We start from the raw sequence: 25267 nt of genomic DNA, 5'->3' as shown, positions 1-25267 counted from the left end.
CACTCCTTAGAGCTTGGCGACGGCGTCGAGGGCCTGCTCCAGATCCGCGAGGATGTCATCAATATGCTCGATGCCGATGCTCAGGCGCACTGTCCCAGGGGTGATCCCGGCCCGGGCTAGGCCGGCGTCGTCAAGCTGGGAGTGCGTGGTGCTGGCCGGATGCACGCACAGGGAACGCACGTCGCCAATATTCGCCAGGTTAGAAAAGAGCGTGAGGTGATCCATGAAGGCCTCCCCGGCCTCACGCCCGCCAGCCAAGTCAAAGGCAAAGACGCTGCCAGCCCCACGCGGGCAGTACTTGCGGTGCAACTGGTAGTAGGGGCTGGACTCCAGGCCGGAGTAGCGCACCTCAGCCACCTCCGGGCGCGCCTCCAACCAGCGAGCCACCGCCAGGGTGTTGTCCACGTGCCGCTCCATGCGCAAGGAGAGGGTCTCCACGCCCTGGGCCACCAGGAAAGCATTCATAGGGGAGGCGGCAAAGCCCATATCCCGCTGGCCCTCGGTGACGGCTTTCAGGATGAAGGCCAAGTTGGCGCCCAGCGCCCCGCCTACACCAAGGTCACGGGCATATACGAGCCCGTTGTAGGAGGGAGTGGGAGTGTTGAAGCCGGAGAATCGTTCAGGATACTTAGCAAAGTCAAAGTTTCCGGCGTCTACGATCGCGCCCAGCACGGAAGAACCGTGCCCGCCCAAGAACTTGGTGGCGGACTCCACCACAATATCCGCGCCCCATTCAATGGGGCGGATCAGGTACGGGGAAGCCATGGTGTTGTCCACTACCAGGGGGATGCCTTGGGCGTGGGCGGTGGCCGCGATGGGCTCAATATCCAGGATGTCGCCCTTGGGGTTGGGAATGGACTCGCCAAAGAAGCAGATAGTGCGCTCATCGGCCAGGGCTGCCCAGGCGGCGGGGTCGCTGGGCTCCGTCACAAAACGGGTCTCAATGCCCAGGCGCGGCAGTGTGTAGGTGAGCAGGTTGGTGGTGCCGCCATACAGGGAAGGGGAGGCCACGATATTGGAGCCTTGCCCGCCCAGAGTCAGGAAGGTCAGGGTCTCGGCGGCCAGGCCAGAGGCCACCAGCAGCGCCCCCACGCCTCCCTCTAGCGCGGCGATGCGCTGGGCCACGATCTGGTTGGTGGGGTTGTCCAGCCGCGTGTAGATGGGGCCTAGGGATTTGAGGGCAAAGCGGTCGGCGGCCTCCTGGGCGTCGGGGAAGACGAAGGAGGTGGACTGGTAGATCGGGATGGCGCGGGCGCCGGTGTCGGCGTCGGGGATATGACCGGCTTGGACTTGCTTGGTCTCAAAGCGCCAGCCGGTGGGGTTGGCGGCGGTGGGCAGGGTGGGGGCGGCGTCGTGGTTTTCAGGCATGCCTGGACGATAACTGGCGGGGTGCGGCGTGGAGGAGGGCTGCCCGCGTAGTGGGCGGTTCGACCATAACGACGACGGCGCCGGGCTGCCGGTGGGTGTGATCGCCGCGCGACCACGCCGTCATCAAAATGACGCCTGTGACTAATGTGAAAGGTGTTCCCTCATGATGTTCCTGTTGTTAGCGTGACCTCGTGATTTCATCCGACTCATTGGCATTAATTAAACGCCGGTACGGTCTGAGGGCAGCCGCCGTCGCGCTCGTGCTGGCGCTCGCGGGAGCACTCAGCCCAGCCGCCGGAGCCGATGAAGTCACCGAAGCCCAGGTTCAACAAGCCAAATCTGCCGAGCAGACCACCACCGCCTCCATCGGTGCACTCGAAGCCTCCCTGGCCCAGCTCACCGCTGACACCCAAGCCGCCGAGCTTCAAGCCGAGCGCGCCAATCAGGACTACCTGCGCAGCCACGACGACCTCAGCACCGCCCAGTCCACGGCCGCCAGCGCCACCCAAGCAGCAGACCAGGCCGCTCAAGCCACCAAAGAGGCTCGCGGCGCTCTGGCCGACGTCGTCGTTGCCACCTATCAGCAGGGCTCCGACCCCCTACAGTTCCTAGCTCCCTACTTTGGCGCCTCCACTTTCACAGAGGTTGCCGAAGCCAAGGCGCACCTGGACCGGATGGCGGAAAACACCGATGCCGAACTGCAACAGGTAGAGGCAATGCAGACCGTTGCCAACACCATGCGCGCCGTCGCTAACCGCCAGCAGGCAGCCCAGCAGACTGCCGCCACTCAGGCCGACACCGCCAAAACTCAGGCAGACACCGCCGCCCAGACCGCACGCACCGCCGTCCAGCTAGCGCAAGGGCGCCGAAGCGAATTGATTGCGCAGCTTGCCGCCCAGCGCCACACCACCGTGGAACTGGAGACCCAGCGGCAAGACCAGCTTCAGGCCACTCGCCAACAGGCTCAGGAAGAGGCTGCGCGCCGCAGCCTGGAAGCTGGGGCGGTGCAGGACGCGGCAGGTCAAGCAGCGCAGCAGAGCGCCAGCAGCCCGGCCCTGGCGAACTCGCAGGCAAATGCGGCAGCCGCACCCCAACCGGCAACAGGAGCCGCCGAAGCCACCGGAGCCCCGGCGCCCACCGCAGAACCGCCGAGTTGGAACCCGCCTGCGCCTAGAAACCCCGCGCCAGCGCCAGCGCCAGCGCCCGCTCCGGCACCAGCGCCCGCTTCGGCGTCGGGATCAGGACTAGGGGCGCAGGCCGTGCAGATCGCCTTGCAATACCAGGGGGTGCCCTACGTTTGGGGTGGTGCCTCAGATTCGGGCGTGGACTGCTCGGGCCTGATGATGGTGGTGTGGGCCAAGCTTGGCATCAAATTGCCGCATTTTGCCGCCTACCAGTACAACCGAGGCACCAAAGTGCCTGTCAGCCAGGTGCAACCCGGCGACATGCTCTTCTTCTCCTACGGCGGCACAGCCGACATCCACCACGTCGCCATGTACGTCGGCAACGGCCAGATGATCGACGCGCCCCGGCCCGGCCAGTCAGTACGGGTCGGGCCGATGCGCTACAGCCAGCTCATGCCCTACGCCGTCCGCCTATGAGCTAGCCCCAGCGGGCCTGCCTCAGTGGCCCTCGTGCTTGAGGCGCTCAGCCTCACGCTCGTAGGAGCGGCGGATCTCCTCCTCAGCTTCCTCGCGGCCCACCCAGTGGGCGCCCTCAACGCTCTTGCCGGGCTCTAGATCCTTGTACACCTCAAAGAAGTGCTGGATTTCCAGACGGTGGAACTCGGAGACATCCTCGATGTCTGTACGCCAGGAGGCGCGCTGATCCGCGGCGGGCACGCACAAGACCTTGTCATCCCCGCCTTTCTCATCACGCATGCGGAACATGCCCAGGGCGCGGCAGCGGATCAGGCAGCCCGGGAAGGTGGGCTCCTCCAGCAGCACCAGCGCGTCCAGCGGGTCACCGTCCTCACCCAAGGTGCCGTCGATGTAGCCGTAGTCGTCGGGGTAGCGCGTGGAGGTGAAGAGCATGCGGTCCAGGCGGATGCGCCCCGACTCGTGGTCGACCTCGTACTTGTTGCGGTTCCCCTTGGGGATCTCAATGGTGACGTCGAACTCCACGGATGCTCCTTGTCTTGTGCCGTGCATATGCAGGTGGGCGGTGCCCGGGGTTGCCGCCGACGCGGAGCGCCGAAACAGCCAGAAGGCTGGGCCGGAGTCCCCACCGCCGGGCGGCGTGGCGGTTGCGTATGGCACTAGTGTGGACTACGAGCGCCGTTCGCGGGAGCAGCTGGCTGAACCGGCACGGCGGCGACGGCGTCGTGCCACCGGGTAAATCCGCCGTCGCAGCCGCCCAGACCGCCATCAAACCGCCATGACGCCGCCCGGCCCGCGGGACCCGCCTACCTGCGCGCCGTCACCAAGCTGCGGGCGACCAACACCGGGAGGGACCATGCGCCAGCGCACCGTCAGGGCCTTGACTGCCGCTAGTGTGGTGGTCGCTGTCGGCTTCTACGGGCTGGCTGACGCCCTAGACCTGGTGCCCGGTCCCCTGACTGCCGCCGGTGAGCGCCTTGAGGCCGCACCTTTCCCCGCCTTCACGCCTCCCGCTGCTGACCCCCAGCCAGCCGCGGGAGTGACCGACGCGCCCTTGCCGGAAGCCGATGCCGTTGCCGCACTGGGTCGCACCCTGGCTGCCGACCCCAAGCTCTCCGGCGCCCACGCGGGGCTGAGCGTTATCGACGTCTCCACTGGCAAAGAGTTGGTCAACCAGTCTGCTGCCACCGCGATGTCCCCGGCCTCCTCCATCAAACTGCTCACCGCCTGGGCGGCCTTGTCGCTTATGGGCGGCGACCACCGCCTGGAAACCAAGACCACCCTGTCTGGCACCACCGTCACCCTGGTGGGCGGAGGTGATGTGCTGCTTGCTGAAGACCAGGGCGATCCGACCGCCACCGCGGGGCACGCAGGCCTAGGCGACCTGGCGCGCGCCACTGCAGAACAGCTCAAGGCGCAGGGCCTTACCACCGTCAGCGTGGCCCTGGACGACACGCTTTTCACTGGCCCGGACTGGAGTCCCGAGTGGGAGGCGGCGCGCACTGTCTACGTCACCAAGGTCCACCCGATCATGGTGAATATCAGCGCCCGCCCCTACGGCGGCTATCCCGCTGACCCCGGCCTGCAGGCCGGGCAGACTTTTGCCAAGCAGCTGGCCGCCGCCGGAATCACCGTGCAGGGGGAAACCACCCGCGCCGCCTCGCCCGCAAACGCCAGCCAACTTGCCTCGGTCAGCTCCGCACCCCTGGCTGATGTGCTGAGCATTTCTCTCAAGAAGTCCGAGAACACCATGACGGAGGTCGAGGCGCGGCTAGTGGCCCTGGCCAAGGGGGAGGAGCCGACCTTCGCCGGGGGCATGCGGGCGGTGCTGGCGCAGCTCAAGGAGCAGGGCTTTGACCTTTCCAGCGTCACCATGAAGGACGCCTGCGGGCTGGCCAAAGGCAACCGGGTCTCGCCGCTGCTGCTGGCGCAGATGGTGGCGCGCGGCGCCGGGGGTGAAGGTGGCACCGTAGGGCGCTCACTCGTGGCTGATCTGCCCGTGGCGGGCTTGGAAGGCACTTTGCACAACCGGTATCTGGAGACCGGGGCCGCCGGGGTGGTGCGTGCGAAGACTGGATCGCTGGAGGAAGCCATGTCCTTCAGTGGGATCGTGGTCACCAAGAGCGGGCGGTTATTAGCCTTTGCAGTGATTATCGAGGGTTTTAAGAATGAGGACTTCATGACTGTCCGCTCCGCAATGGATGAGGACCTAGTCATTCCGCTGGCGGCACTGTGACGGTGCCAAAACTGTCCTGAAATGCAGCACTTTGAAGCTGGGCTCTGGAATCGGCCCAAGCAAATCGTTGCAATGACGCCAAGCGATGGAGGCCGCAGAGCCTGCCGCCGGTCAAAGTACTGCATTCTGTGCCAGTTGCCAGCTGTGGCAGGCTTGGGCTGACGCCGGGTGGCGTCCCAACCAGAAGGAGAGCGGCAGGATGCAGGCAGCAGACATGGGTGACGACCTCCAGCAGGTGCTGATCACTGAGGAGCAGATCGGGCACCGCCTGGACGAGATGGCCCAGCAGATCGACGCGGATTATGAGGGCAAGGATGTCCTCCTGGTAGGCGTGCTTAAAGGCGCTGTTTACGTCATGGCGGATCTCTCTCGCCGCCTGCGCCGCTCCGCCCCCATGGACTGGATGGCTGTGTCCTCCTATGGTTCCGGCACCAAGTCCTCCGGTGTGGTGCGCATCCTCAAAGATCTGGACGCTGACCTCACTGGCCGCCACGTCCTGATCGTGGAGGACATCATCGATTCCGGCCTGACCCTGTCCTGGCTGCTGGGCAACCTCTCGAGCCGCGGCGCCGCGAGCGTGGAGATCGCCACGCTGCTGCGCAAACCGGAGGCCATGAAGGTGGAGGTGGATGTGCGCTACGTGGGCTTTGATATCCCCACGGAGTTCGTGGTCGGCTACGGCTTGGACTACGCCGAGCGCTACCGCAACCTGCCCTTCATCGGCACGCTGGCCCCCCACGTTTACGAGCACTGACAACGCCGTGGGCGCGGCGCAGGGCGGATGGGGCCTTGCGCCGTTCAGTGGGCGACCAGGTCTAGTTCCTGACAGGCTTTGCGGTATGCCGGATTACTGGCCTCGATCCGGACAACACCGGCAGAACACCACTCGGTGCCGTCGAAGATGGCCCAGCACTCATGCTCCCCGCCACATCGGACCGTTTGGGGTGGCGTGCATCCAGGTCTCACTGGGTTTGGAATGACCGTGCGGCTGCGAGGGTCTCCTTGAAGCGGTCAGCTGCCAGGGCCTCGCAGGGGGAGTCGTCGCCGAGCTCAGGGTTGGCGCCCATGAACCAGGCGCGCACGGTGTGTGGCGAGTCCGTATCCACGAGTTCGAGGTAAATGCGGTAGGCCTCGCGCATACGTCGCTCGTTGGCCTCGCGCGGGCTGGAGGAGGTGCCCTTGGCCCAGCGTGCGACGGTCTCTGGGGAGACGCTGACGATCAGGGCCACCAATCCGGAACCTAGAGCGTCAACCAGGGTGTTGGTGACGGTACGCCAGTCAGTTGTAGTGGTTCTCCGGTGGGCACTACGAGCCTGCACAAGTGATGATGCCGCCATGAAGTCAATGATATGTCGCCTAAATGCCGGTTTCAATGCCGGTCTGTGTCGCTGAAGAAGATGTTTCATGGGGCGCCCACCGTCTAAGGCCCTTGTTCGCGTCAACTGCCTTCGGTCGCCTTGAATACCTAAGCTAGAGAAAAGCCCGAGGTAAGAGCGAAGGCGCTCGGCAAGCTCAGCGCCCCCGCCTCACTCCCCGGTGTTCCGGTGCCGGGTCATGAGTCCAACCACCCTGACCAACCCCGCCCCGCAGTACCACCCCGCCCCATTTGACTATCAGTTAGCTTGGATGCGACACCCTGCCCGCCGAGAGGAGCACCTCGTGCGCAGCCCTATTTTTGATCAGTCCCACGCCGAGCAGCAGAGCCAGGAACGCTGGACCCTCCAGTCCAAGAAGATGCTTCGCGTCCTCCTTGGCCCGGAGGTCGTAGCCGCCCAGGGCGCGATGGTCGCCTATCAAGGCAACATTGACTTCAGCTACAAGGGCGCTGGCTCCCTGGGCGGCATGCTTAAGAAGGCGGTCTCTGGTGAGGGCGGCAACCTCATGCGTGTCGCCGGTCAGGGGGAGGTGTTTTTTGCGCGTTCTGCCCAGCAGATTTTCCTGCTGCAGCTCGAGGGGGATGCCATCACCATCAACACCCGCTCCCTGTTGGCTTTTGACGCCACTCTCCAGTACGACATCCGCATGATGAGTAATGCTGGATTCCTCGCTGGTGGCTTGTTCAACCTGCTTTTGCAGGGGTTTGGGGTAGCTGCGATCTCCTCCGATGGCACACCGATGGTTTTGGACTGCTCCCAGCAGCCGACTTTCGTGGATCCACAGGCGGCGGTGTGTTGGTCGGCCAATTTGCAGCCGCAGATCAAGTCGACTTTCAAGATGGGTTCGCTCATTGGTCGCGGTTCTGGCGAGTCCTTCCAGCTGGGCTTCCACGGGCCGGGCTTTGTGGTGGTTCAGCCCTCTGAAGGCATTCCGGTGGTCGGCCCTTCCTGAGCTGCTGCTTGACGACGGCGGAGCCCGGCAGTGGTCTCAGCGCAGTGCTTACCCAGGGCCTCCGAGCGGGTCTTCCGCTAGCCCGCGCTGCCGCTCCCGGCCCATCACCGGTGGGCCTTAATGAGACTCACACATTGAGACCTTCCTGTGACTTCCGCATATTCCCGCCACGCCGGGCGCGAAAACTACTCCCTGTGGCAGCGCACGCCCCCCGGCGTCGACTAGCGTTCACTGGCAGGAAGCCAGAAGGGACACAGGACACCACTATGAAGAACGAGAAGCCCTCGCAGGACTCCCGTCGCAAGGAGCCCGGTAAGGACCGCCCAGATCTACGCAAACGGCGTGGCCCCCTGGGAAGTCCACTTTTCTGGCTCCTCCCAGTGATCCTGATCGCCACCCTCACCTGGCTGCTGGTCGGTTCCCTGGGCGGCTTCCGCGCCATCGACACCTCCGACGGTCTGGCCCTCCTCAAGGAGAACAAGACCATCGAGTCGGTCACCGTGGTGGATGGCAATCAGGCCGTGGAGCTCACCCTCACCGAGCCATACACCGCCAAGCCCAAGAAGGAAGGGCAGACCGAGCAGGTCCTAGGCAAGAAGGTCAAGTTCTCCTACTCCTTGGCTCAGGCCAAGCAGGTAGATGAGCTGATTCAGGCCGCCAACCCCACCGGTGGCTTCAACACCGTGGTGCCCACCAACTCCTGGTGGGGCTCCATGCTGCAGCTCTTGATTCCCACGGTTTTGCTGGTGGGTCTGATGTGGTGGATGTTCCGCTCCATGCAGGGAGGCCGCTCCGGCGCGCTGGGCTTTGGCAAGTCCAAAGCCAAGGTGGGTTCCAAGGAGATGCCTGACGTTACCTTCGACGACGTCGCTGGCGAAGACGAGGCCGTGGAAGAGTTGGAGGAGATCCGCGAGTTCCTCTCCGAGCCCAATAAGTTCCTGGCCGTGGGCGCCAAGATCCCTAAGGGCGTGCTGCTTTACGGCCCGCCCGGCACCGGTAAGACTCTTCTGGCTAAGGCTGTGGCCGGTGAGGCGGGTGTGCCCTTCTATTCCATGAGCGGTTCAGAGTTCGTGGAGATGTTCGTGGGTGTGGGTGCCTCGCGTGTGCGTGACCTGTTCGAACAGGCCAAGGAGAACGCCCCCGCGATTATCTTTGTGGATGAGATCGACGCCGTTGGTCGTCACCGTGGCTCCGGTATGGGCGGTGGGCACGACGAGCGCGAGCAGACCCTCAACCAGCTCCTGGTGGAGATGGACGGCTTCGACGCCACCACCAATGTCATTCTTATCGCCGCCACCAACCGTCCCGACGTGCTGGACCCGGCCCTGCTGCGCCCCGGCCGCTTCGACCGGCAGGTGGCCGTGGAGGCCCCGGATATGAATGGTCGCGCCGCCATTTTGCGAGTGCATGCCAAGGGCAAGCCCATGACCAATGACGTGGACTTGGACCTAGTGGCCAAGCGCACCCCCGGCTTCACTGGCGCGGACCTGGCCAACGTCCTGAACGAAGCCGCCCTGCTGACCGCCCGCTCCAACGCCCAGTTGATTGACAACCGCGCCCTGGACGAGGCCATTGACCGCGTGATCGCTGGCCCACAGAAGCGCACTCGGGTCATGAACGAGCACGAGAAAGCCGTCACCGCCTACCACGAGGCAGGCCATGCCCTGTGCGCCGCCGCCGGGGCCTACTCGGATCCGGTCACTAAGGTGACGATTCTGCCGCGCGGCAAAGCCCTGGGTTACACCATGGTCATGCCTGCGGATGACAAGTACTCCACCACTCGCAACGAGCTGCTGGACCAACTGGTCTACGCCATGGGTGGGCGCGTGGCTGAGGAACTCGTTTTCCGCGACCCCACCACCGGTGCCTCCAATGACATTGAGAAGGCCACCGCCACCGCTCGCAAGATGGTCATGGACTTTGGCATGAGCCGCTCCGTGGGCGCCGTCAAGCTGGGCACCACCGAGAATGAGACGGTGCTTGGCCTCTCCGCCACCAACCGGGACTTCTCCGAGCAGGTTGCGGCCACAGTTGACGCTGAGGTCCGCGAACTGATCGACGTCGCTCACCGTGAGGCTTGGGAGATTCTCACCCGCAACCGCGCGGTGCTGGAGGAGCTCGCCACGCAGCTGCTCGCCAAGGAAACCCTGCTGGAGAAGGAACTGGAGCGCATTTTCGCTACTGTCGTCAAGCAGCCAGAGCGGCCTCTGTGGCACTCCGACGACGCCCTGGTGCTGGACCCGGCGCTGGCTGCCGGTGACTACTTTGCTGGTTCCCGCACCCCGCGCCGGGCGCCTAAGCCGACGGCGGCGGAGGAGGTATACGGCCTGCCTGCTGGCGGTGCTAACGTGCAGCCGGAGCAGGTATGAGCGACGGCGTCGCCGGGCAGGAGCCTGAAGGGAGTAGGCCCGTGACTGCCGCTGTGCCCACCTGCCCCCCGCGCCCTTATGACGCTGAGGGGGTGCGGCGTGCGGTGCGCGACCTGCTGGTCGCCGTCGGGGAGGATCCGGACCGTGATGGTCTGCGCGAGACCCCTGACCGCATGGCACGCGCCTATGCAGAGATGTTCTCCGGGCTGGCGGAAGATCCCGGTGAGCATTTAGAGCGGGTTTTTGACGTCGGGCACGAGGAGATGATCCTGGTGCGTGACATCCCTCTGTATTCCGTATGTGAGCACCATCTGTTGCCCTTTCACGGGGTGGCGCATGTCGCCTATATCCCGAATGAAGAGGGGCGCGTAACGGGATTGAGCAAAATTGCGCGCATGGTGGATGGTTACGCGCGTCGCCCGCAGGTGCAGGAGCGGCTTACCGCGCAGGTGGCTGACGCGGTGGTGGAGCATTTGGGGGCGCGGGGTGTGCTGGCGGTGGTTGAAGCCGAGCACCTGTGCATGTCTATGCGGGGCGTGCGCAAGCCTGGCTCCAATACGGTTACCAGTGCGGTGCGCGGCCAGATGCGTAAGGCGGCAACCCGTTCGGAGGCCATGAGCCTGATCTTGGGTCGCCGGTCCTGAACCGCTAGCGGCCGCGGCGACTAGAGCGCGGTTGCGGTACTTGCAGCTTTGGGACGGCTCGGAGCATGAAAGCATCGAAGTCGGGCACCGTAAAAGCTGCGTACCCATGCTGTGGTGTATACAGGAGTCCCATGTCTATGAGTTGGGAACGGATAGGAGCTACCTGAGGCGATTCGCGTCCCATGAGAGCGGCAACGTCGGCGGCTTTCTGTGGCTCCGGTCCAAGCTCGGCCATTGCCCGCATATAGGCTATTTGCAGCGGAGTGGCGCGGTCGAGGCGGACTTTGAAGAACGAATTGTCGAGTTTAACTTCGTAGGCTTCGCGGGCAGCGAGGATATCGGCTCGCTCAATGCGGGCGTCTTTTGCGATGATCCAGGCTTGGTAGCCGAGTTCCTGGAGGAAATAGGGATATCCGTGGGTGATGCTTACCGCAAGAGCGGCAGCATCCTCGGTGAAAACTACCCCCTCGGCGTGTGCAGGCTCGATGAGGGCCCGTCGCGCATCCGCGGGGCCGAGCGAGTCGATGCGCGGGAAAGTAAAGAGCCGCTCGGCGTAAGACTTAGCATCCCCCGCGAGTTCGGCGATCTGTGGCAGTCCGGCACCGACCAAGGTGATGGGAAGGTTTTTCTGCACCGCCTTGTGCACGGCTTGGATTAAGGACTCGAGCTGGCTGGTCGTGAGGAACTGAACCTCATCAATTAGCAGGACGATACCGGTCTTTTTCTCCTTCGCCACCGCCCCGACGGCCAGGAATATGTCTGTGAGGTCCAGACCTAGGTCTCCGTGGTCGCCGTAGCCATCCGAGGGTGGAACATCCCAGCTGACTGAGAAAGTTCCCTCCTGGTTCATAGACAGGGCGAAGGAACTCAGGACTGCAGCTGCATGGCGTGCCCGGTCGGTCCAGCGCTGGCGTGGTGAGAGGTGGAGTAAGGCGGTGCGAAACTTGGAAAAGATCGCTTGGCGGAAGGCGTGCTCGTCATGTTTGGAGGCTTCAAGGTCAATGACCTCCCAGCCAGCATCTTCTGCGAGGTTGCTGAATTTGTTTAGCAGGACGGTCTTGCCGACTCCGCGCAGGCCGGTGATGATCATGGACTGCTCGGTCCGTCCTCGGCGCAGGCGTTCAAGCAGCACAATGAAGGCTTCTGTCTGGCCGTCTCGTCCGATGAGGGCCTCTGGGGTAGCGCCCGCGTTCGGGGTGTATGGGTTGTGTACGTTGTCCACAGGACGAGTTTAATTACTTTACTCGGCTTTATCTACGGCTAATAAAGTTGGCTGCGGTAGAGCGCGCCCCGGTGTGCGCCGGAAATCGACCGGCAGCCGGGAGTCCTGGCTGTGCGCTAGGCGCGGAACGGTACGCCGTCGTTACGGTCCACCAGCCTGTTAGTCCGTTAGCCTGTGGTTGTGTCAACGAATGTCATAGCCGCACCGACGCCGCTGCCCGCACAGCTGACCCAAGCCAGCGCAGCCGGACGCACCCTGCTCATGGGCATTCTGAATGTCACCCCAGATTCTTTCTCTGATGGTGGCCGCTGGGCGACGCCGCCGGCCGCCCTGGCACACGGGCTTGAATTAGCTGAGCAGGGCGCGGACATTATCGACGTCGGCGGTGAGTCCACGCGGCCCGGTTCCCAACGCGTCACCCCCGCTGAAGAGACGGCCCGTGTGGAGCAGGTCGTGCGTGGTCTGGCAGACGCTGGCCTGGTGGTCTCTATTGACACGATTCACGCGGAGACAGCCCTCGCCGCAGTCAAGGCCGGTGCCCTGATTATCAACGACGTCTCTGGTGGCTTGGCCGATCCACAGATGCACCAAGTGGTGGCGCAAACCGGCGTCGTCTACATCTGCCAGCACTGGCGTGGCACCCCCGAGACCATGGATCAGCTCACCGACTACCCGGGCGGCGTCGTCGCAGGAGTGGAGGCAGAGCTCAACCAGCGGCTGGCTGAGCTCGACGCAGCCGGGGTCGCCCGCAGCCAAGTGGTCCTTGACCCCGGTCTAGGCTTCGCCAAGACCCACCCGCAGTCTTGGGAACTGCTTGCCGCCACCGCTCGCCTCCAAAGGGATCTGGGCCTGCCGGTGCTGATCGGCGCTTCCCGCAAACGCTTCCTGGCCGCTGCCCTGAAGGCGGCTGGGACTGGTGCTCCGACGGAGCCGACGGCGCGTGACGCCGTCACCGCCGCCACCACTGCCCTGGCTGCCGCCGTTGGCGCCTGGGCCGTCCGCGTTCACGACGTTCCGTCCAACCTGGACGCGGTACGAACCTCCGCTCTTTGGAAGGAGCACAGCTGATGAGTGTCAACCTCTCCGGAGCCGCTGACAGGATCTGCTTGAAGGGCCTGTCCGCGCGCGGGCGCCATGGGGTCCTGCCGATGGAGCGTGAAGAAGCACAGCTCTTTGTGGTGGACCTAACCATGGGCTTGGGGCCGCAAGGCGTGCGCGCCGCTGGTACCAGCGACCAGTTGGCGGACTCAGTTGACTACTCCGCCGTGGCCAGCGCCGTCATCACCGTGATCGAGGGGCCCAGCGTCAACCTGATCGAGACGCTAGCTGCCCGCGTGGCTGATGTGGTGCTGAGCTTCCCGCAAGTGCGCTCCGTGGAGGTCACGGTGCACAAGCCTGAGGCGCCCCTGGACGTAGCTTTTGACGACGTCGCCGTGACCATCACTCGCGGTGAACTGGCGGTCCAGCTGGCGCCGACCCCGGCCACCGCGGCTGCCGAGGCATCTGCCAGGCCTAGCGCTGTGCCTGCTGCGGCGCCCGCCTCCGAGTCGGACTACGCCCCGCCCGCCGCTGGCGCGGCTGCGGTTGGTGCAGCTGGGGCTGCCGAGGCCTTTGCTGCCGCACAGAGCCCGGCACCAGTTGCAGACGCCGTAGCCCCGGCCTTCCCGGAGCCGTCCGCTCCCGCTGCTGAGGCGGAGATGCCAGCCTTTGACGCCAGTACCAGCCCCTTTGACAGTGCCGCTGCTGCCGAGGCGCCAATAGACCCCGAGTTAGCCGCCGCGCTGGCCGCACCGGCCCCGGCCCCCTTTGACGTGAGCAGCTTCGAGTCTGAGCCTGCTGACTCGGCCACCGAAGCTGAGTACGAGGTGCCTGGCGTGCAGGCGCCCGAGTTCCCAGATGCCGCTGCTGGCAAGGCCGAGATTCCCGGCGGCCACTTTGGTGCCGATATGGCTGGCGCCGCCGCCCACGCCGTCGGGGGCGCAGCTGATGACGCCGCCGGCCTGGGTGCGGATCTGCTTAGCGCCGCAGGGGCCGGTGCACTCGGGGCAGGTGCTCTGGGGGCTGGGGCGGCTGCCGCTGAAGGTATGGCTGCGGCTGCCGCTGGCAGCGCTGCCACGGGTGCCGCCGCAGAAGGCGTCGACGCCCTAATCGCTGACGCCCATGCTGCTGAAGCCGCTCTGGCGCGGGACTTCGGCGAGGCTACGGACTACGCCCCCGGCCTGGAGCCCGTCCCAGGTGGCGACCCCGCCATGGGCCTGGACCCCGCCATGGGGGGCGCGGTCGCCGCTGAGGGCTTTGCCGCTGACGCTGAGGCGGCCGCAGAGGGCTTTGCGCCTACCGGGACGCCTTCCTTGGGCATGCCAGCCGCCGCCGTCGCCGCCGATGCCGCCGCGGCTGCTGAAGTGCCGGCTGCTCAGGTTGACCAGGCAGCGCCCGCAGCTCCGGTCGACCCGCTGCGGACCCGCCCGGCCCAGCCCACTGCCTTCGTCCTAGCCTTGGGAGGCAACGTCGGCGCGGTGCTGCCCAATCTGCGCAAGGCTGTCGCCAGCCTGCGCGACACCGTGGGCCTGGAGATCATGCAGGTGGCGCCGCTGGCCCGTACCGCCGCCGTCACCGACCCGGGCTCCGGCCCCCAGCCCGACTACCTGAACACAGTGGTCCTAGGCATGACAGTGCTCTCGCCCATGGAACTGCTGGAGGTGGTCCGCAGCCTAGAGGCAGACGCTGGCCGTGTCCGCACGCAGGTTCACGGCCCGCGCACCCTGGACCTTGACATCATCGACTACGTCGGCGTCGTCTCCTCCGATCCTGAGCTAACCATCCCGCACCCGCGCGCCATGCAGCGGGCCTTCGTGCTGGCGCCCTGGGCGGAGGTAGATGACCTCGCGGAGATCGGCGGCCAGTCAGTGGCCATGCTCGCGGAGAACGCCCCCGACCGCGACGGCGTGCGTTGGCTCGCCCTGGACTGGGAGGAATCCGACAGCCTCCCGGCCCTGCCCACCGGCCAGTACGTGGCGCCGCCGCTGGTGGCCGACGAGGTTCTCTCCAGCGGCTCCGCCAACGAGGCACCGGTGGCCCCCGCTCCGGCCCCCCTACCGGAGGACGAGGCGGCAGCCCAGGCCGCCGTGCTGGCCGCCAATCCAGGAAACGGCCTGATCGAGGAGGTGCCTGCGGCGGGCACCCCGATGGCCTCCGCCCCTGAGCTGGCTGACGCCCCCGAAGATGCTGATGAAGCTGGCTGGGGTGCTCCTGTCGCTTGGAAGGACGTCCTGGGCGGCAACCAGGGAGCGGAATGACCCGTACGCGGTGGACCAGTGTCCTCGCCTGCTTCCTCGGTTCGGGAGTAGTTGCTTGGACACTGCTTGACCTAGTGCTGCTTTACCAGGGGTGGGTGCCTGCACTCACCGCCTGGGGGGCGGTGCTGGCGGTGCTCGTGGCCGCCGTCGTGCTTTGGCGCGGCCTGGCCGTGCGGCGCCTGCGGGCACGCGAACGCACCTGGATCACGCCGATCGGCGCCGCCTGGACCGCGGTCGCCGCCCAAGCCTCCGCAATCGTGGGCGCCGTGGTCGGGGGCGTCTACGCCGCCGAGCTGGTGATCGCCCTGAGCGCCGACGACTCCCCGGCCATGAGCTCACTGGCCTGGACCTCCGGCATCTGCCTGATTGCCTGCCTCCTGTGGTGCGGCGTGGGCTTACTGGTGGAGTTTTGGTGCGCGATTCGTGAAGGTGACGACGACGATCCCGGTGCAGGCGCACCTGGCAGTGAGTCCCCCGACGCTGCGCGCGGCGCTGCCCGCACGGCGTCGCCGCCGCGCAAGCAGCGCTGAACTCCGGCCAGCGGCGACGGCGTGACCGGTGCAGTTCAGGACGCCGAACCCTTCTGCAGGAGGATGCTCGGGCCGCTGCGCACCGCGAAGATTAGCCAGAGAATCCTTAGGAGAGCGCATGACACCCACCTCGGCCAACCCCAGCCGCAGCGCCGACCCCTTCGCGCCAGAAGCGGTCACCTTCCACCCCATCTCCCCACGCTTAGCCACCGCCCGCCTAATCCCCGCAGTGGTGCTGGACCTGGCCTGCATCGTGGGCTTTGCCGTGGCCGGCGTGCTGGTGAACCCCTGGTTCTACGCGGGTGCTGTACTCGGTGCGCTGAGCTTACTGTGGGAGCTGTGGCTGATCCCCCGCCAGGTGCGAGCCATGGGTTACGCCCTAGCCGACGACCACCTGCTGTGGCGCAAAGGCATTATGTTCCGCCGTATCTGCGTGATCCCCTACGGGCGCATGCAGTTTGTGGACACCTCCCAGGGGCCGCTGGCCCGCTACCTGGGCATCGCGGAAGTCAAGTTGCACACCGCTTCTGCCTCCACTGACGCCACCATCAACGGGCTCCCAGTAGCGGAGGCCGAACACCTGCGCCAGCTGCTGTCCGAGCGCGGCGAACAGCGAATGGCCGGACTGTGAACGGCGGGCTTATAAGCGGCGGGGCTGAGCCGTCGGCCCGCAAAGGTCGAGGTGATGTGCAAGAGCGGCGCATCGCCCTGCCCACCGACGTCCAATGGCACCGAGTCCACCCGATTACGCCCCTGCTAGAAGGCTGGAAGTTCATCACCGCGATCTTCGCCTTGATCGTGTTCCAGAACATCCAGGCGGCCTCCAAGGTCTACGAGGCTATACAGGACAGCGACTCGAATACCTTCTCGCGAAGTCTGCCTTGGGTGGCGGTGGGTGCCCTGGCCGTTTTCGTCACGCTGGCCCTGAGCCTCTGGCTGTCCTGGCGGATGCGTTCCTACGCCGTAGACCGCGACGCCGTCTACCTGCGCACCGGCGTGTTCAACAAGCAACTGCGTACTGCCCGCCTACCTCGCATCCAGTCCGTCGACGTAGTCCACCCCCTGCTGGGACGCATCTTCGGTCTGGGGCGGCTCACCGTGGAGGTAGCTGGGGGCGCAGACTCCCACGTAATCATCGGTTTCTTGCGCAGCCGCGAACTTACTGCCCTGCGCGACCAGATCCTGTCACTGGCAGCCGGCCAGGAGCTGCGCGGCGACGCCGTCGTCGGCACTGCTGGCGCCAGCAGGCCAGATGCGGGAGCGCTTCCACAGAAACCACTGCTCAGTGACGGCGCAGCTGCGGTGCCGGCAGGCGCCGCGGCGGGCAGCAGTGTGGCTGCGCCGCGCGGTTTTGAGGATGCTTTGGGGGCGCAGCGGCTGCGCACGGGGCTGGTGGAATCTAATGAGCACTACCTCTACGAGGTGAACACCAAGGTCCTGATCCTCTCCATGCTGCGCTCCGGGGCGACGGTATCTGTGTTGATCCTGATTGCGGTCAGCCTGGGCTTCACCGTGGCCGGGTTTGTCTTTGGGGAAGGAAGCGGTGCCGCAGCCGCTGGACTGTCTGCGCTGCTGCCGGCCCTAGCTGCCCCCCTGGCGCTCGGCGGCTACGTCTGGTCCCTTTTTGACAAGGGCTGGCGCTTCCGGGCCGCCGCCACCCCGGCGGGAATCCGTATGCGTTTCGGCTTGACTTCCGAGACCTCCTCCACGCTGCCGCCCGGGCGTGTACACGGCGTCAAGCTTTCCCAGGGGCCGTTTTGGCGGGGGCCGGACTGGTGGCGGGTGGAGACCAGTGTCGCCGGGAGGCAGGCCGCGGAGCCCAGTAGCAGCGGGGTGGAGTACACGGGGGTGAACGTGTTGCTGCCGGTGGGGGAGCGGGATACTGCCCTGCGCGCGCTATGGCTGGTGGTGCCCAAGTTGGGGGTCCCCGATCCTGACGCCTTCCTGGCTGAAGCTCTCGGTGATGGGCTTACGCACCCTGCCTCCGGAGGTGCTGACGGCGTCGGCGCTGGTGCATCAGCCCCTCGCTTTATGGGCATCTCCCCGCGGGGGCGCATATTCTCTCCGATCGCTTGGCGACGCGAGGGAATTGCCCTGACGGACACCTGTGTGGTGCTGCGTCTGGGGCGTTTTTGGCGGCGCACCAGCGTGATTCCCTTTGAACGCATTCAGTCCTTGCGGGTCGCTCAGGGGCCTTTTGCACGTCGGCGTGGTCTGGCGGCGATTCACCTGGACATGGTGGACGCTGTAATGGTCCGCTCGCTAAGCAATCTGAGCCTGGCCGACGCCGCTCTCCTGGCCCAGGTGATCTCCGAGCGGGCGCTGATCCGCCGCAGCGAGGAGCAGCTGGACCGCTGGCTGGCCCGAGCCACCGCCTAAGCTCAGGAGAGCCAGCGGCGCAGCGACTGCTTCGCGCTGAGAGCGCCGCGCCGCGAGATCACCCCTGCCACGCCACCTCACTGGGCCACCACGCCGCATGGCCGCTCGCCTTCGCCACTGAGAACGCTGCTGCCCCCGGGATAGGGTCAAGCCATGAGTGCAGGCAACTCTTCCCGCCCGGGGCGCCTCGGCGTCGGCATCATCTCAGCTGGGCGCGTTGGCGCCGTCCTGGGTTCAGCCTTGCGGGCCGCCGGGCACCAAGTGGTTGGCGTGCACGCCGTCTCAGCTGCAAGTCAGGAGCGCGCCGAAGTTCTGCTGCCAGGCGTGCCACTGCTGGAAGTCCCCGAGATCCTGCGCCGCGCAGAACTGGTTTTACTGGCTGTCCCCGACGACGCCCTCGGGCCGCTAATTCAAGGCGCCGCAGACCTCGGCCATTGGCAGGCCGGACAACTGGTGGTGCATACCTCAGGCCGCTACGGCACCGCCGTCCTAGAGCCTGCGCGTCAAGCCGGAGCTATTCCTCTGGCGATCCACCCCGCTATGACCTTTGGTGGCTTTTCTACCGACGTCGCCCGCCTGGTCGGCTGCCCCATGGCCGTCACCGCACCCGCGGCGGTGCTGCCAATCGCTCAGGCACTTGCGGTGGAGCTGGGGGGCGAGCCTTTTGTGCTGGAAGAATCAGCCCGCCCTGCCTATCACGCGGCCCTGGCGCACGGCGCTAACCACTTGGTGACGCTGGTGGGGCAGGCGGTGCGAGTGCTGGCCGCCGTGGGAGTTGAAGACGGCGCCGCTACCTTGCGCCCGCTGCTTGCGGCAGCGCTGGAGCGGGCCCTGTCTGAGGGCGAGGCGGGGCTGACCGGCCCAGTCTCGCGCGGCGACGCCGGGACGGTGGCCGCACATCTAGAGGCTTTGCAGGAATTGCGCGACGCTGAAGGGCAGGCGCTGGGCGACGTCGTCGCCACCTATCGGGTGCTGGCTGCAGCGACGGCGCAGCGCTGTGAGGCGAGCGGGCGGATCAGCGGTGAGCAGGCCCAGGCGGTGCGCGAGGTCTTGGAGGAGCCTGACTCGCGCGACTGAGAGCCTGGCCGGTGCAGCACAGTCAACGGGGGAGGTTTTGGCTCTGCCTGCTTGAGTTGAGCTTGCCGTAAAGCAGGTCGGGGCGCTCGCGGCGATGCCTGCTTGAATTGAGCAAGCCGGGACGTTCGCGGCGATGCCTGCTTGAGTTGAACGCGCCGCCAAGCAAAGGCGGGCGGTTTCGGCGGTGCCAGTGGGCGGACTAATTTGGCTGTATGACCACCGAGTCCAACCAGCCCACCGCCCCTGCAACCGCCGCGACCTCCCCGGCAACCCCTGCAGCCTCTGCCGACGCCGCCAGCGCCGCCCGTGCGGCCCGCAAGGCCGCCGCTCTCCCGCCTGCGGCCCTCCCTCCCGCCGCCACGCTGGCCCGCAGCCGCGCTGAGCTAGCCGCCGCCCTCAGTACTGACACCGCCCCACGGGCCGTCGTCATGACCATGGGTGCCCTTCACCAGGGGCACTTCGACCTGGTTGCGGAGGCAGCCCGCCGCGTCGGTGACCAGGGCACCGTCGTCGTCACGATTTTTGTCAACCCGCTGCAATTTGCTGCCGGGGAGGACTTGGAGGCCTACCCCCGCACCTTAGAGGCCGACGTCGCCGGCCTAACCGCCACCCTCACCGCTCCCGACGGCGCCTTGCGCGTGGGCCGCCTGGTGGTCTTTGCCCCCACCCCGGAGGTCATGTACCCAGACGGCGACCCCGCCGTGCGTATCGACCCCGGCCCGATCGCCACCGTCCTGGAGGGCAAGACCCGCCCCACGCACTTTGGTGGCGTGTGTCAGGTGGTCCTAAGCCTCATGCACCTGACCAGCCCGCAGTGGGCACTGTTTGGCCGCAAGGACGCCCAGCAACTCGCCATTGTGCGCGCCATGGTCCGCGACCTCTCCGTCCCCCTGGAGATCGTGCCGGTAGAGATCCGCCGCGAGCGGGACGGCCTGGCCATGAGCTCGCGCAACGCCTACCTTTCCGCTACCGAACGCCAACAGGCGCTCGCTCTCTCCCAGGCGCTTGCGGTTGGACTTGAGGCTGCTGCTAAGGGGGCCGACGCCGTCGCCGTGCGTGCTGCCGCGCTTAAGCATCTGCAGGCTGCCCCCGGCGTGGAGGTCGACTATGTGGCGCTGGTAGACCCGGATTCCTTTGTGGATCTGGCTGGCGCTGGCCTCGGACTGCCCGCCGACGCCGCTGCCCCCGTGCCGGCTGTTGGCTTGTTGGCTCTGGCCGCCAAGGTCGGCAAGACCCGCCTGATCGACAACGCCATCGTCAAGCTCAGCTGAGGCCCAGCCCGTCTTCTCCTTTTCGGACAACCAAACGCCAAACGGACAACCTACGACCAGGTGCATGGTTGTCCGTTTGGCGTTTGGTTGTCCGAACGAGGGTGGGGCGGGGGGCGAGGCGAGGGCAGCCTGTCTGCTCTGCCACTTTCCCGCGCCGCCACTTCAATGCTCCGAGCTCCCGGCCATAGGCTGGAGTCGATGAGCACCCGCCTGCGGACGATGATGACGTCCAAGATTCACCGCGCCACCGTGACCCAAGCTGACCTGGACTACGTCGGCTCCATCACCGTGGACGCAGAGCTGCTAGACGCCGCCGGCTTCCTGCCCGGCGAGCGCGTAGACATCTGCGACTGCACCAACGGCAACCGCCTGTCCACCTACGTGATCCCCGGCAAGCGCGGCGCCGGCGAGATCTGCATCAACGGCGCCGCCGCCCACCTGGTGCAGCCTGGCGACGTCGTTATCCTCATCGGCTACTCACAGCTGGATGACGCCAGCGCGCGCAGCTACCTGCCACAGGTGGTCTTTGTGGACGCGGAAAACCACATCGTGGAGCGTGGCACTGAACCCGGGCAGGTGCCCGAAGACTCGGAGGTCGCCCGCCTGCAGGGCCTCAAATCCTCCGGCACTAAGCTGACTGAAGCTCGCCGCTGACCAGGTAGGGGCCTCGCCCCGGTAGGATCAGCTCGTGACTGACGCGCAGAACCAGCCCGAGAACACTCCCCTCCCTGCCGAGGCAAAGGCCGCCGCCCCCCAGGCTGAGCAGTCCGGCAAGCCCAAGCAGACTGACCAGGCCCCTAAAGCACCCAAGGCTGACCCCGGCCCCGGCGAGCAGTTCGAGGTCCGCGCCGCCAAACGCGAGCGCCTGCGCGCGGAAGGCTGGGAGCCCTACCCTGTCCAACTGCCTATCACCACCACCATCGCCAAGGTCCGCGCCGCCTACTCCCACCTGGAAGCGGGCGAGGAGACGCAGGAGGAAGTAGGCCTGGCTGGCCGGGTGGTCTTCCTGCGCAACAGCGGCAAGCTCTGCTTTGTGACGCTGCAGGACGGCGCGGGCGCCACCATTCAGGCCATGCTCTCCGCCAAGTCCCTGCCCGGCCAGGGGCACACCAGCCTGGCAGCCTTCAAAGCGGACGTAGACCTAGGGGATCACCTCTTTGTCCACGGCCGCGTGATCTCCTCGCGCCGCGGTGAGCTTTCTGTCTTCGCGGAGACTGCCCTGGTAGACGGCGCCGACCCGGCTGCGCTGCCCGAGCTCGGTGACGACGCCGTCGCCACCCCCGCTTGGCGCATTGCCTCTAAGGCGCTGCGGCCCCTGCCCAAAACCTGGACCAATGAGGCAGGCGAGGCCGTCACCCTGTCTGAGGACAACCGGGTGCGCCGCCGTGAACTGGATTTGCTGACGCGCCCGGCGGCCCGCGACATGGTGCGCACGCGTGCCGCCGTGGTCCGCTCCCTGCGGGAGAACTTCCACCGCCGCGAGTACGTGGAGTTGGAGACCCCCATGTTGCAGGTCATCCACGGTGGTGCCGCCGCACGCCCCTTCACCACCCATATGAACGCCTTTGACCTGGACCTCTACCTGCGCATCGCCACGGAGATCTACCTCAAGCGCGCGGTGGTGGGCGGTGTGGACCGCGTCTTTGAGATCAACCGGAACTTCCGCAACGAAGGCGCCGACTCCTCCCACTCCCCAGAGTTCACCGCCCTGGAGGCCTATGAGGCCTACTCGGACTACAACGGCATGGCGGACCTGACCCGCAATCTAGTGCAGCAGGCCGCCCGCGATGCCTTCGGTCTGGAGGAGGGCCAGGAGGTCGTCACCCTGGCTGACGGCACTGAATACGACCTGTCCGGCCAGTGGCGCAAGATTGACCTCTACACCGCGGTCTCTGAGGGCGTGGGGGAGGAGATCACCGTGGAGACTCCACGGGAGAAGCTCGTCAAGCTGGCGGAAAAGCTGGATCTGGAGGTGGATGACTACGCCGTCGCCGGGAAGATCGTGGAGGACATCTTTGAGGTCACGGTGGGCGATGACCTGTGGGAGCCGACCTTTGTATATGACTTCCCGGAGGACACCTCCCCGCTGACCCGCTACCACCGCTCAAAGCCGGGCCTGACTGAGAAGTGGGACCTGTACATTCGTGGTTTCGAGACTGCCACTGCCTACTCTGAGTTGGCTGACCCGGTGGTGCAGCGTCAGCGTTTTGAGGCGCAGGCTTTGGCTGCCGCTAACGGTGACCCGGAGGCCATGGTGCTGGATGAGGACTTCCTGGTGGCCATGGAGCAGGGCTTCCCGCCCTGTGGCGGCATGGGCATGGGCATTGATCGACTGCTGATGGCCCTGACCGGCCAGGGCATTCGCGAGACCATCACCTTCCCGCTGGTCAGGCGTTCCTAAGTGCGTCGGCGGGCGCACTGGTCAGTCTCGCCTCACCCGACCCGCCTCATGGGCAGGTGCCTGTAGCAGTAAGAGGCACCTGCCCATGAGCTGGAAGCTCACTCGCACCGCCCCGGGTATTCATGACGAGGCCGAGGCGGTCAGCTGGCGGTGATCAGCGGGAGACGGCGTCTGCTGCGGCCTTGACCTGCGGGCGCACCGGCACCAGCCGGGTCAGCTGGGTGACATGGCGCGGCTCGAGTTCCTCAAGGCTGGAGACGCCCAGGAGCCTCATGGTGCGCACGAGTTCCTCGCGCAGGATCGCGATGGTCCGGTCCACGCCGGCGCGACCACCGGCCATGAGCCCGTAGAGGTAGGCGCGTCCAATGAGGGAGAACTTGGCGCCCAGTGCCGTGGCGGCCACGATGTCGGCGCCGTTCATGATCCCGGTGTCGATCATGACTGTGGCGTCGTCTCCGACCTCCCGCACCAGCTCGGGCAGCAGGCGGAAGGGCACCGGGGCCCGGTCCAGTTGGCGCCCGCCGTGGTTGGACAGGATGATGCCGTCCACGCCCAGGTCCAGCAGTCGCTTGGCGTCGGGGATGTTCTGGACGCCCTTGATGACGATGTTGCCGTTCCACATTCCCCGGATGACCTCAAGGTCCTCGTAGCTGATGGTGGGGTCCATGGCGGAGTTGAGCAGCTCGCCCACGGTGCCGCCCGTCGAGCTGAGTGAGGCGAACTCGAGTTTGGGTGTGGTCAGGAAGTCGAACCACCACCAGGGGCGGGGGATGGCGTTGAGGACGGTTCCCGCCGTGATTTGGGGCGGGATGGAGAAGCCGTTGCGCTTGTCGCGCAGGCGAGCGCCGGCCACGGGGGTGTCTACCGTGAACATGAGGGTGTCGAAGTCGGCCGCTGCGGCGCGTTCGACCAGCCCGTAGGAGATCTCGCGCTGACGCATGACGTAGAGCTGGAACCAGTTGCGGCCGTGGGGGTTGGCGGCGCGCACGTCCTCAATGGAGGTGGTGCCCAGGGTTGAGAGGGTGAAGGGGATGCCGACGGCTCCGGCGGCGCCGGCCCCGGCTATCTCCCCTTCGGTTTGCATCAGTCGCGTGAAGCCGGTGGGGGCGATGCCGAAGGGCATGGCCGAGGGGCCGCCGAGGATCTGGCAGGAGGTGTCGACGTCGACCGCCGGCCGCAGGATGTCGGGGTGGAACTCCACGTCGCGGAAGGCCTGGCGGGCGCGTCGCAGTGAGATTTCGCCCTCGGCGGCGCCGTCGGTGTAGTCGAAGGCGGCGGCGGGGGTGCGCCGCTTGGCGATGGCACGCAGGTCCCAGATGGTTTGGGCGGCAGTGAGGCGACGGCGGCGGGCGTTGAAGTCGGGTGTCTTGAAGTGGAGGAGCTCGAAGATTTCAGACGGATTGGGGAGCTGACGTTTGACCATAGTGACCGATTTCGTTGTTGACGGACAGTGCTGAAGTGGGCTGGGAGTACGTATGGAGGGCAGTCCCGGATGCCCGCACTGAGACTAAGGTCAGGCATACCTAAGTGCAAGATGGTGTATAGCCCGAGACTGATCCGTCCCTACGCCGCCGCGCTTGCGGCGCAAGAACCAGCGCGTGGGGCCCAGCGCTCGGGTCTCAGGCGCAGGCCTTGGCCTCATACTCGGCCAGCGTCCGGGCGACGTCGTCCAGGAAGGCGTTGACTTCATTGGGCTCGTAGCCGGTGTGGAACATGGTGCGTTGGAAGCCGAGTTTGCGCACGTCAGTGGAGGTGAGCATCCCAAAGGGACCGCCCACCCAGGTGCCTGTCTCGCGGGCGCGCAGGGTCAGGGTGATCTTGTCCCGCACGGTGTCCACCTGCTCGCGGTCGTAACCCTCCTGGAGCTTTACGGTGGTGAAGGCCAGGTGGCTGACGTCCTCTGCGGTCAGTGGGCGGCCCTCGGTGGAGCCGGCGGCGCTGGCGGTGGCGCGGGCCTCGTAGTGCTGCAGGGTGCGCACTACCTCGTCTAGGAAATCGTCGATTTGCTCCACGGAGTAGCCCTCCTCGTCCACCGCGGTGGTCACTGGGAAGACGACGTCGTTGACATCCTGGGCCCGCAGAATGGCCTGTCCGGTGTCACCGCTGGCGCCGACTTCCCAGGCTCGCAGCGTGTTGGCGATCTGGTCCAGGTAGGTGTCCACGGAGTGGATGTCGTAGCCGTCAACCAGCTCAGTGGCGGGGAACCGCGATTCTGTCACTTGGGTGGAGGTCAGCAGCATGTCAGGGTCCTCGATGTGGTGCTGTGGTGGTGCGGCCGCCAGGGGGCGGGCACCGGGGATTTCGCGCGGTGGCACCAACCGGTGCGCCCAGGCCGTATGACCTCAGGCTGCAGGGGCAGGTGCGCGAGGCGTTTCAATTATCCGGTGCAGGTCCGGTGATTCAAGATCTAGTTTCAGGTCCAGGATCGACGCCGATCCCGGGACAGGGCGGTGGCGGACATCAACCTAGCCCTGGGGCTGTGGGCTGCCATCCACCTTGAACAGCAAAGAGGCTAGCAGCCCTCTAGTGTCTAAGGCGCGTGCTGGCG

21 protein-coding genes are annotated in these 25267 nt (G+C 66.1%); 15 read left to right on the top strand and 6 right to left on the bottom strand.

The window, feature by feature from the left end:
- Positions 1–6 precede the first annotated feature (6 nt).
- Complete coding sequence (locus DR039_RS03360; protein ID WP_111835951.1) at positions 7–1368, bottom strand: O-acetylhomoserine aminocarboxypropyltransferase/cysteine synthase family protein; 1362 nt, start codon at positions 1366–1368, stop codon at positions 7–9.
- A 191-nt stretch (positions 1369–1559) separates the two neighbouring features.
- On the opposite strand from DR039_RS03360, the gene DR039_RS03355 reads away from it, so the two are divergent.
- Positions 1560–2969, top strand: a complete 1410-nt coding sequence (locus DR039_RS03355) for a C40 family peptidase (RefSeq protein ID WP_126622321.1) — start codon at positions 1560–1562, stop codon at positions 2967–2969.
- Positions 2970–2990: 21 nt separating this feature from the next.
- Here the strand turns inward: DR039_RS03355 and DR039_RS03350 are convergent, their stop codons facing one another.
- Positions 2991–3491, bottom strand: coding sequence for an inorganic diphosphatase (locus tag DR039_RS03350; RefSeq protein WP_111835949.1), 501 nt, complete (start codon positions 3489–3491; stop codon positions 2991–2993).
- 331 nt (positions 3492–3822) lie between these two features.
- Here DR039_RS03350 and dacB point away from each other — a divergent pair, with 331 nt between their 5' ends.
- Entirely contained in the window at positions 3823–5202 is a 1380-nt protein-coding gene (gene dacB, locus DR039_RS03345; protein WP_111835948.1) for a D-alanyl-D-alanine carboxypeptidase/D-alanyl-D-alanine endopeptidase, read from the top strand.
- A gap of 199 nt (positions 5203–5401) precedes the next feature.
- Positions 5402–5956 carry a hypoxanthine phosphoribosyltransferase gene (gene hpt / locus DR039_RS03340; RefSeq protein ID WP_111835947.1) on the top strand — a complete coding sequence of 185 codons (555 nt, stop codon included), beginning with the start codon at positions 5402–5404 and terminating at the stop codon, positions 5954–5956.
- A 208-nt stretch (positions 5957–6164) separates the two neighbouring features.
- Here the strand turns inward: hpt and DR039_RS03335 are convergent, their stop codons facing one another.
- Entirely contained in the window at positions 6165–6539 is a 375-nt protein-coding gene (locus DR039_RS03335; RefSeq protein WP_126622319.1) for a hypothetical protein, read from the bottom strand.
- Positions 6540–6756: 217 nt separating this feature from the next.
- Between DR039_RS03335 and DR039_RS03330 the strand changes: the two genes are divergently transcribed.
- The 3 genes from DR039_RS03330 (at position 6757) to folE (ending at position 10543) form a co-directional block, all read left to right on the top strand.
- A complete protein-coding gene (locus DR039_RS03330; protein ID WP_229116751.1) occupies positions 6757–7530 on the top strand; it encodes an AIM24 family protein in 774 nt (257 codons plus the stop codon).
- Positions 7531–7796: 266 nt separating this feature from the next.
- Positions 7797–9899 (top strand): ATP-dependent zinc metalloprotease FtsH, encoded by a 2103-nt coding sequence (gene ftsH, locus DR039_RS03325; RefSeq protein WP_111835944.1) that lies wholly within the window; start codon positions 7797–7799, stop codon positions 9897–9899.
- Positions 9896–10543 carry a GTP cyclohydrolase I FolE gene (gene folE / locus DR039_RS03320; RefSeq protein ID WP_111835943.1) on the top strand — a complete coding sequence of 216 codons (648 nt, stop codon included), beginning with the start codon at positions 9896–9898 and terminating at the stop codon, positions 10541–10543. Before ftsH ends, folE begins: the two co-directional genes overlap by 4 nt.
- A gap of 4 nt (positions 10544–10547) precedes the next feature.
- Here folE and DR039_RS03315 read toward each other — a convergent pair whose 3' ends face one another.
- Positions 10548–11765 carry an ATP-binding protein gene (locus DR039_RS03315; protein WP_111835942.1) on the bottom strand — a complete coding sequence of 406 codons (1218 nt, stop codon included), beginning with the start codon at positions 11763–11765 and terminating at the stop codon, positions 10548–10550.
- A gap of 180 nt (positions 11766–11945) precedes the next feature.
- Between DR039_RS03315 and folP the strand changes: the two genes are divergently transcribed.
- The 9 genes from folP to DR039_RS03270 all read left to right on the top strand — a co-directional run bounded on the left by folP (position 11946) and on the right by DR039_RS03270 (position 22719).
- Positions 11946–12833: a dihydropteroate synthase gene (gene folP / locus DR039_RS03310; protein WP_229116750.1), complete on the top strand. Its 888-nt coding sequence runs from the start codon at positions 11946–11948 to the stop codon at positions 12831–12833.
- Positions 12833–15061, top strand: coding sequence for a 2-amino-4-hydroxy-6-hydroxymethyldihydropteridine diphosphokinase (gene folK / locus DR039_RS03305; protein WP_111835941.1), 2229 nt, complete (start codon positions 12833–12835; stop codon positions 15059–15061). Before folP ends, folK begins: the two co-directional genes overlap by 1 nt.
- Positions 15058–15591 carry a DUF3180 domain-containing protein gene (locus tag DR039_RS03300; RefSeq protein ID WP_111835940.1) on the top strand — a complete coding sequence of 178 codons (534 nt, stop codon included), beginning with the start codon at positions 15058–15060 and terminating at the stop codon, positions 15589–15591. Before folK ends, DR039_RS03300 begins: the two co-directional genes overlap by 4 nt.
- 118 nt (positions 15592–15709) lie before the next feature.
- Positions 15710–16222, top strand: a complete 513-nt coding sequence (locus DR039_RS03295) for a PH domain-containing protein (RefSeq protein WP_111835939.1) — start codon at positions 15710–15712, stop codon at positions 16220–16222.
- A gap of 56 nt (positions 16223–16278) precedes the next feature.
- Entirely contained in the window at positions 16279–17970 is a 1692-nt protein-coding gene (locus DR039_RS03290; RefSeq protein WP_111835938.1) for a PH domain-containing protein, read from the top strand.
- Between the two features lie 153 nt (positions 17971–18123).
- Entirely contained in the window at positions 18124–19047 is a 924-nt protein-coding gene (locus DR039_RS03285) for a Rossmann-like and DUF2520 domain-containing protein (protein WP_111835937.1), read from the top strand.
- 212 nt (positions 19048–19259) lie between these two features.
- Positions 19260–20318: a pantoate--beta-alanine ligase gene (gene panC, locus DR039_RS03280; protein WP_111835936.1), complete on the top strand. Its 1059-nt coding sequence runs from the start codon at positions 19260–19262 to the stop codon at positions 20316–20318.
- A gap of 198 nt (positions 20319–20516) precedes the next feature.
- Positions 20517–20972, top strand: coding sequence for an aspartate 1-decarboxylase (gene panD, locus DR039_RS03275; RefSeq protein WP_111835935.1), 456 nt, complete (start codon positions 20517–20519; stop codon positions 20970–20972).
- Positions 20973–21006: 34 nt separating this feature from the next.
- Complete coding sequence (locus DR039_RS03270) at positions 21007–22719, top strand: lysine--tRNA ligase (protein ID WP_111835934.1); 1713 nt, start codon at positions 21007–21009, stop codon at positions 22717–22719.
- Positions 22720–22873: 154 nt separating this feature from the next.
- Here the strand turns inward: DR039_RS03270 and DR039_RS03265 are convergent, their stop codons facing one another.
- The gene (locus tag DR039_RS03265; RefSeq protein WP_111835933.1) at positions 22874–24142 is read right to left on the bottom strand and encodes an alpha-hydroxy acid oxidase; all 1269 of its coding nucleotides are present in this window, start codon (positions 24140–24142) and stop codon (positions 22874–22876) included.
- 196 nt (positions 24143–24338) lie between these two features.
- Positions 24339–24959 (bottom strand): DivIVA domain-containing protein, encoded by a 621-nt coding sequence (locus DR039_RS03260; protein WP_111835932.1) that lies wholly within the window; start codon positions 24957–24959, stop codon positions 24339–24341.
- Positions 24960–25267 lie beyond the last annotated feature (308 nt).

It is taken from the genome of Actinomyces bovis (assembly GCF_900444995.1).
Classification (GTDB): Bacteria; Actinomycetota; Actinomycetes; order Actinomycetales; family Actinomycetaceae; genus Actinomyces; species Actinomyces bovis.
Note: the sequence above shows the minus strand (reverse complement) of the source record. Positions and strands in the feature narration are given on the sequence as shown.

What these genes read in the sequence shown, in the direction of transcription:
- folE (WP_111835943.1), top strand. Translation starts at nt 9,896, where the DNA reads ATGAGCGACGGCGTCGCCGGGCAGGAGCCTGAAGGGAGTAGGCCCGTG.
- hpt (WP_111835947.1), top strand. Translation starts at nt 5,402, where the DNA reads ATGCAGGCAGCAGACATGGGTGACGACCTCCAGCAGGTGCTGATCACT.
- DR039_RS03285 (WP_111835937.1), top strand. Translation starts at nt 18,124, where the DNA reads ATGAGTGCAGGCAACTCTTCCCGCCCGGGGCGCCTCGGCGTCGGCATC.
- dacB (WP_111835948.1), top strand. Translation starts at nt 3,823, where the DNA reads ATGCGCCAGCGCACCGTCAGGGCCTTGACTGCCGCTAGTGTGGTGGTC.
- DR039_RS03295 (WP_111835939.1), top strand. Translation starts at nt 15,710, where the DNA reads ATGACACCCACCTCGGCCAACCCCAGCCGCAGCGCCGACCCCTTCGCG.
- DR039_RS03300 (WP_111835940.1), top strand. Translation starts at nt 15,058, where the DNA reads ATGACCCGTACGCGGTGGACCAGTGTCCTCGCCTGCTTCCTCGGTTCG.
- ftsH (WP_111835944.1), top strand. Translation starts at nt 7,797, where the DNA reads ATGAAGAACGAGAAGCCCTCGCAGGACTCCCGTCGCAAGGAGCCCGGT.
- DR039_RS03260 (WP_111835932.1), bottom strand. Translation starts at nt 24,959, where the DNA reads ATGCTGCTGACCTCCACCCAAGTGACAGAATCGCGGTTCCCCGCCACT.
- DR039_RS03265 (WP_111835933.1), bottom strand. Translation starts at nt 24,142, where the DNA reads ATGGTCAAACGTCAGCTCCCCAATCCGTCTGAAATCTTCGAGCTCCTC.
- panC (WP_111835936.1), top strand. Translation starts at nt 19,260, where the DNA reads ATGACCACCGAGTCCAACCAGCCCACCGCCCCTGCAACCGCCGCGACC.
- DR039_RS03335 (WP_126622319.1), bottom strand. Translation starts at nt 6,539, where the DNA reads ATGGCGGCATCATCACTTGTGCAGGCTCGTAGTGCCCACCGGAGAACC.
- DR039_RS03330 (WP_229116751.1), top strand. Translation starts at nt 6,757, where the DNA reads ATGAGTCCAACCACCCTGACCAACCCCGCCCCGCAGTACCACCCCGCC.
- folK (WP_111835941.1), top strand. Translation starts at nt 12,833, where the DNA reads ATGAGTGTCAACCTCTCCGGAGCCGCTGACAGGATCTGCTTGAAGGGC.
- panD (WP_111835935.1), top strand. Translation starts at nt 20,517, where the DNA reads ATGAGCACCCGCCTGCGGACGATGATGACGTCCAAGATTCACCGCGCC.
- DR039_RS03360 (WP_111835951.1), bottom strand. Translation starts at nt 1,368, where the DNA reads ATGCCTGAAAACCACGACGCCGCCCCCACCCTGCCCACCGCCGCCAAC.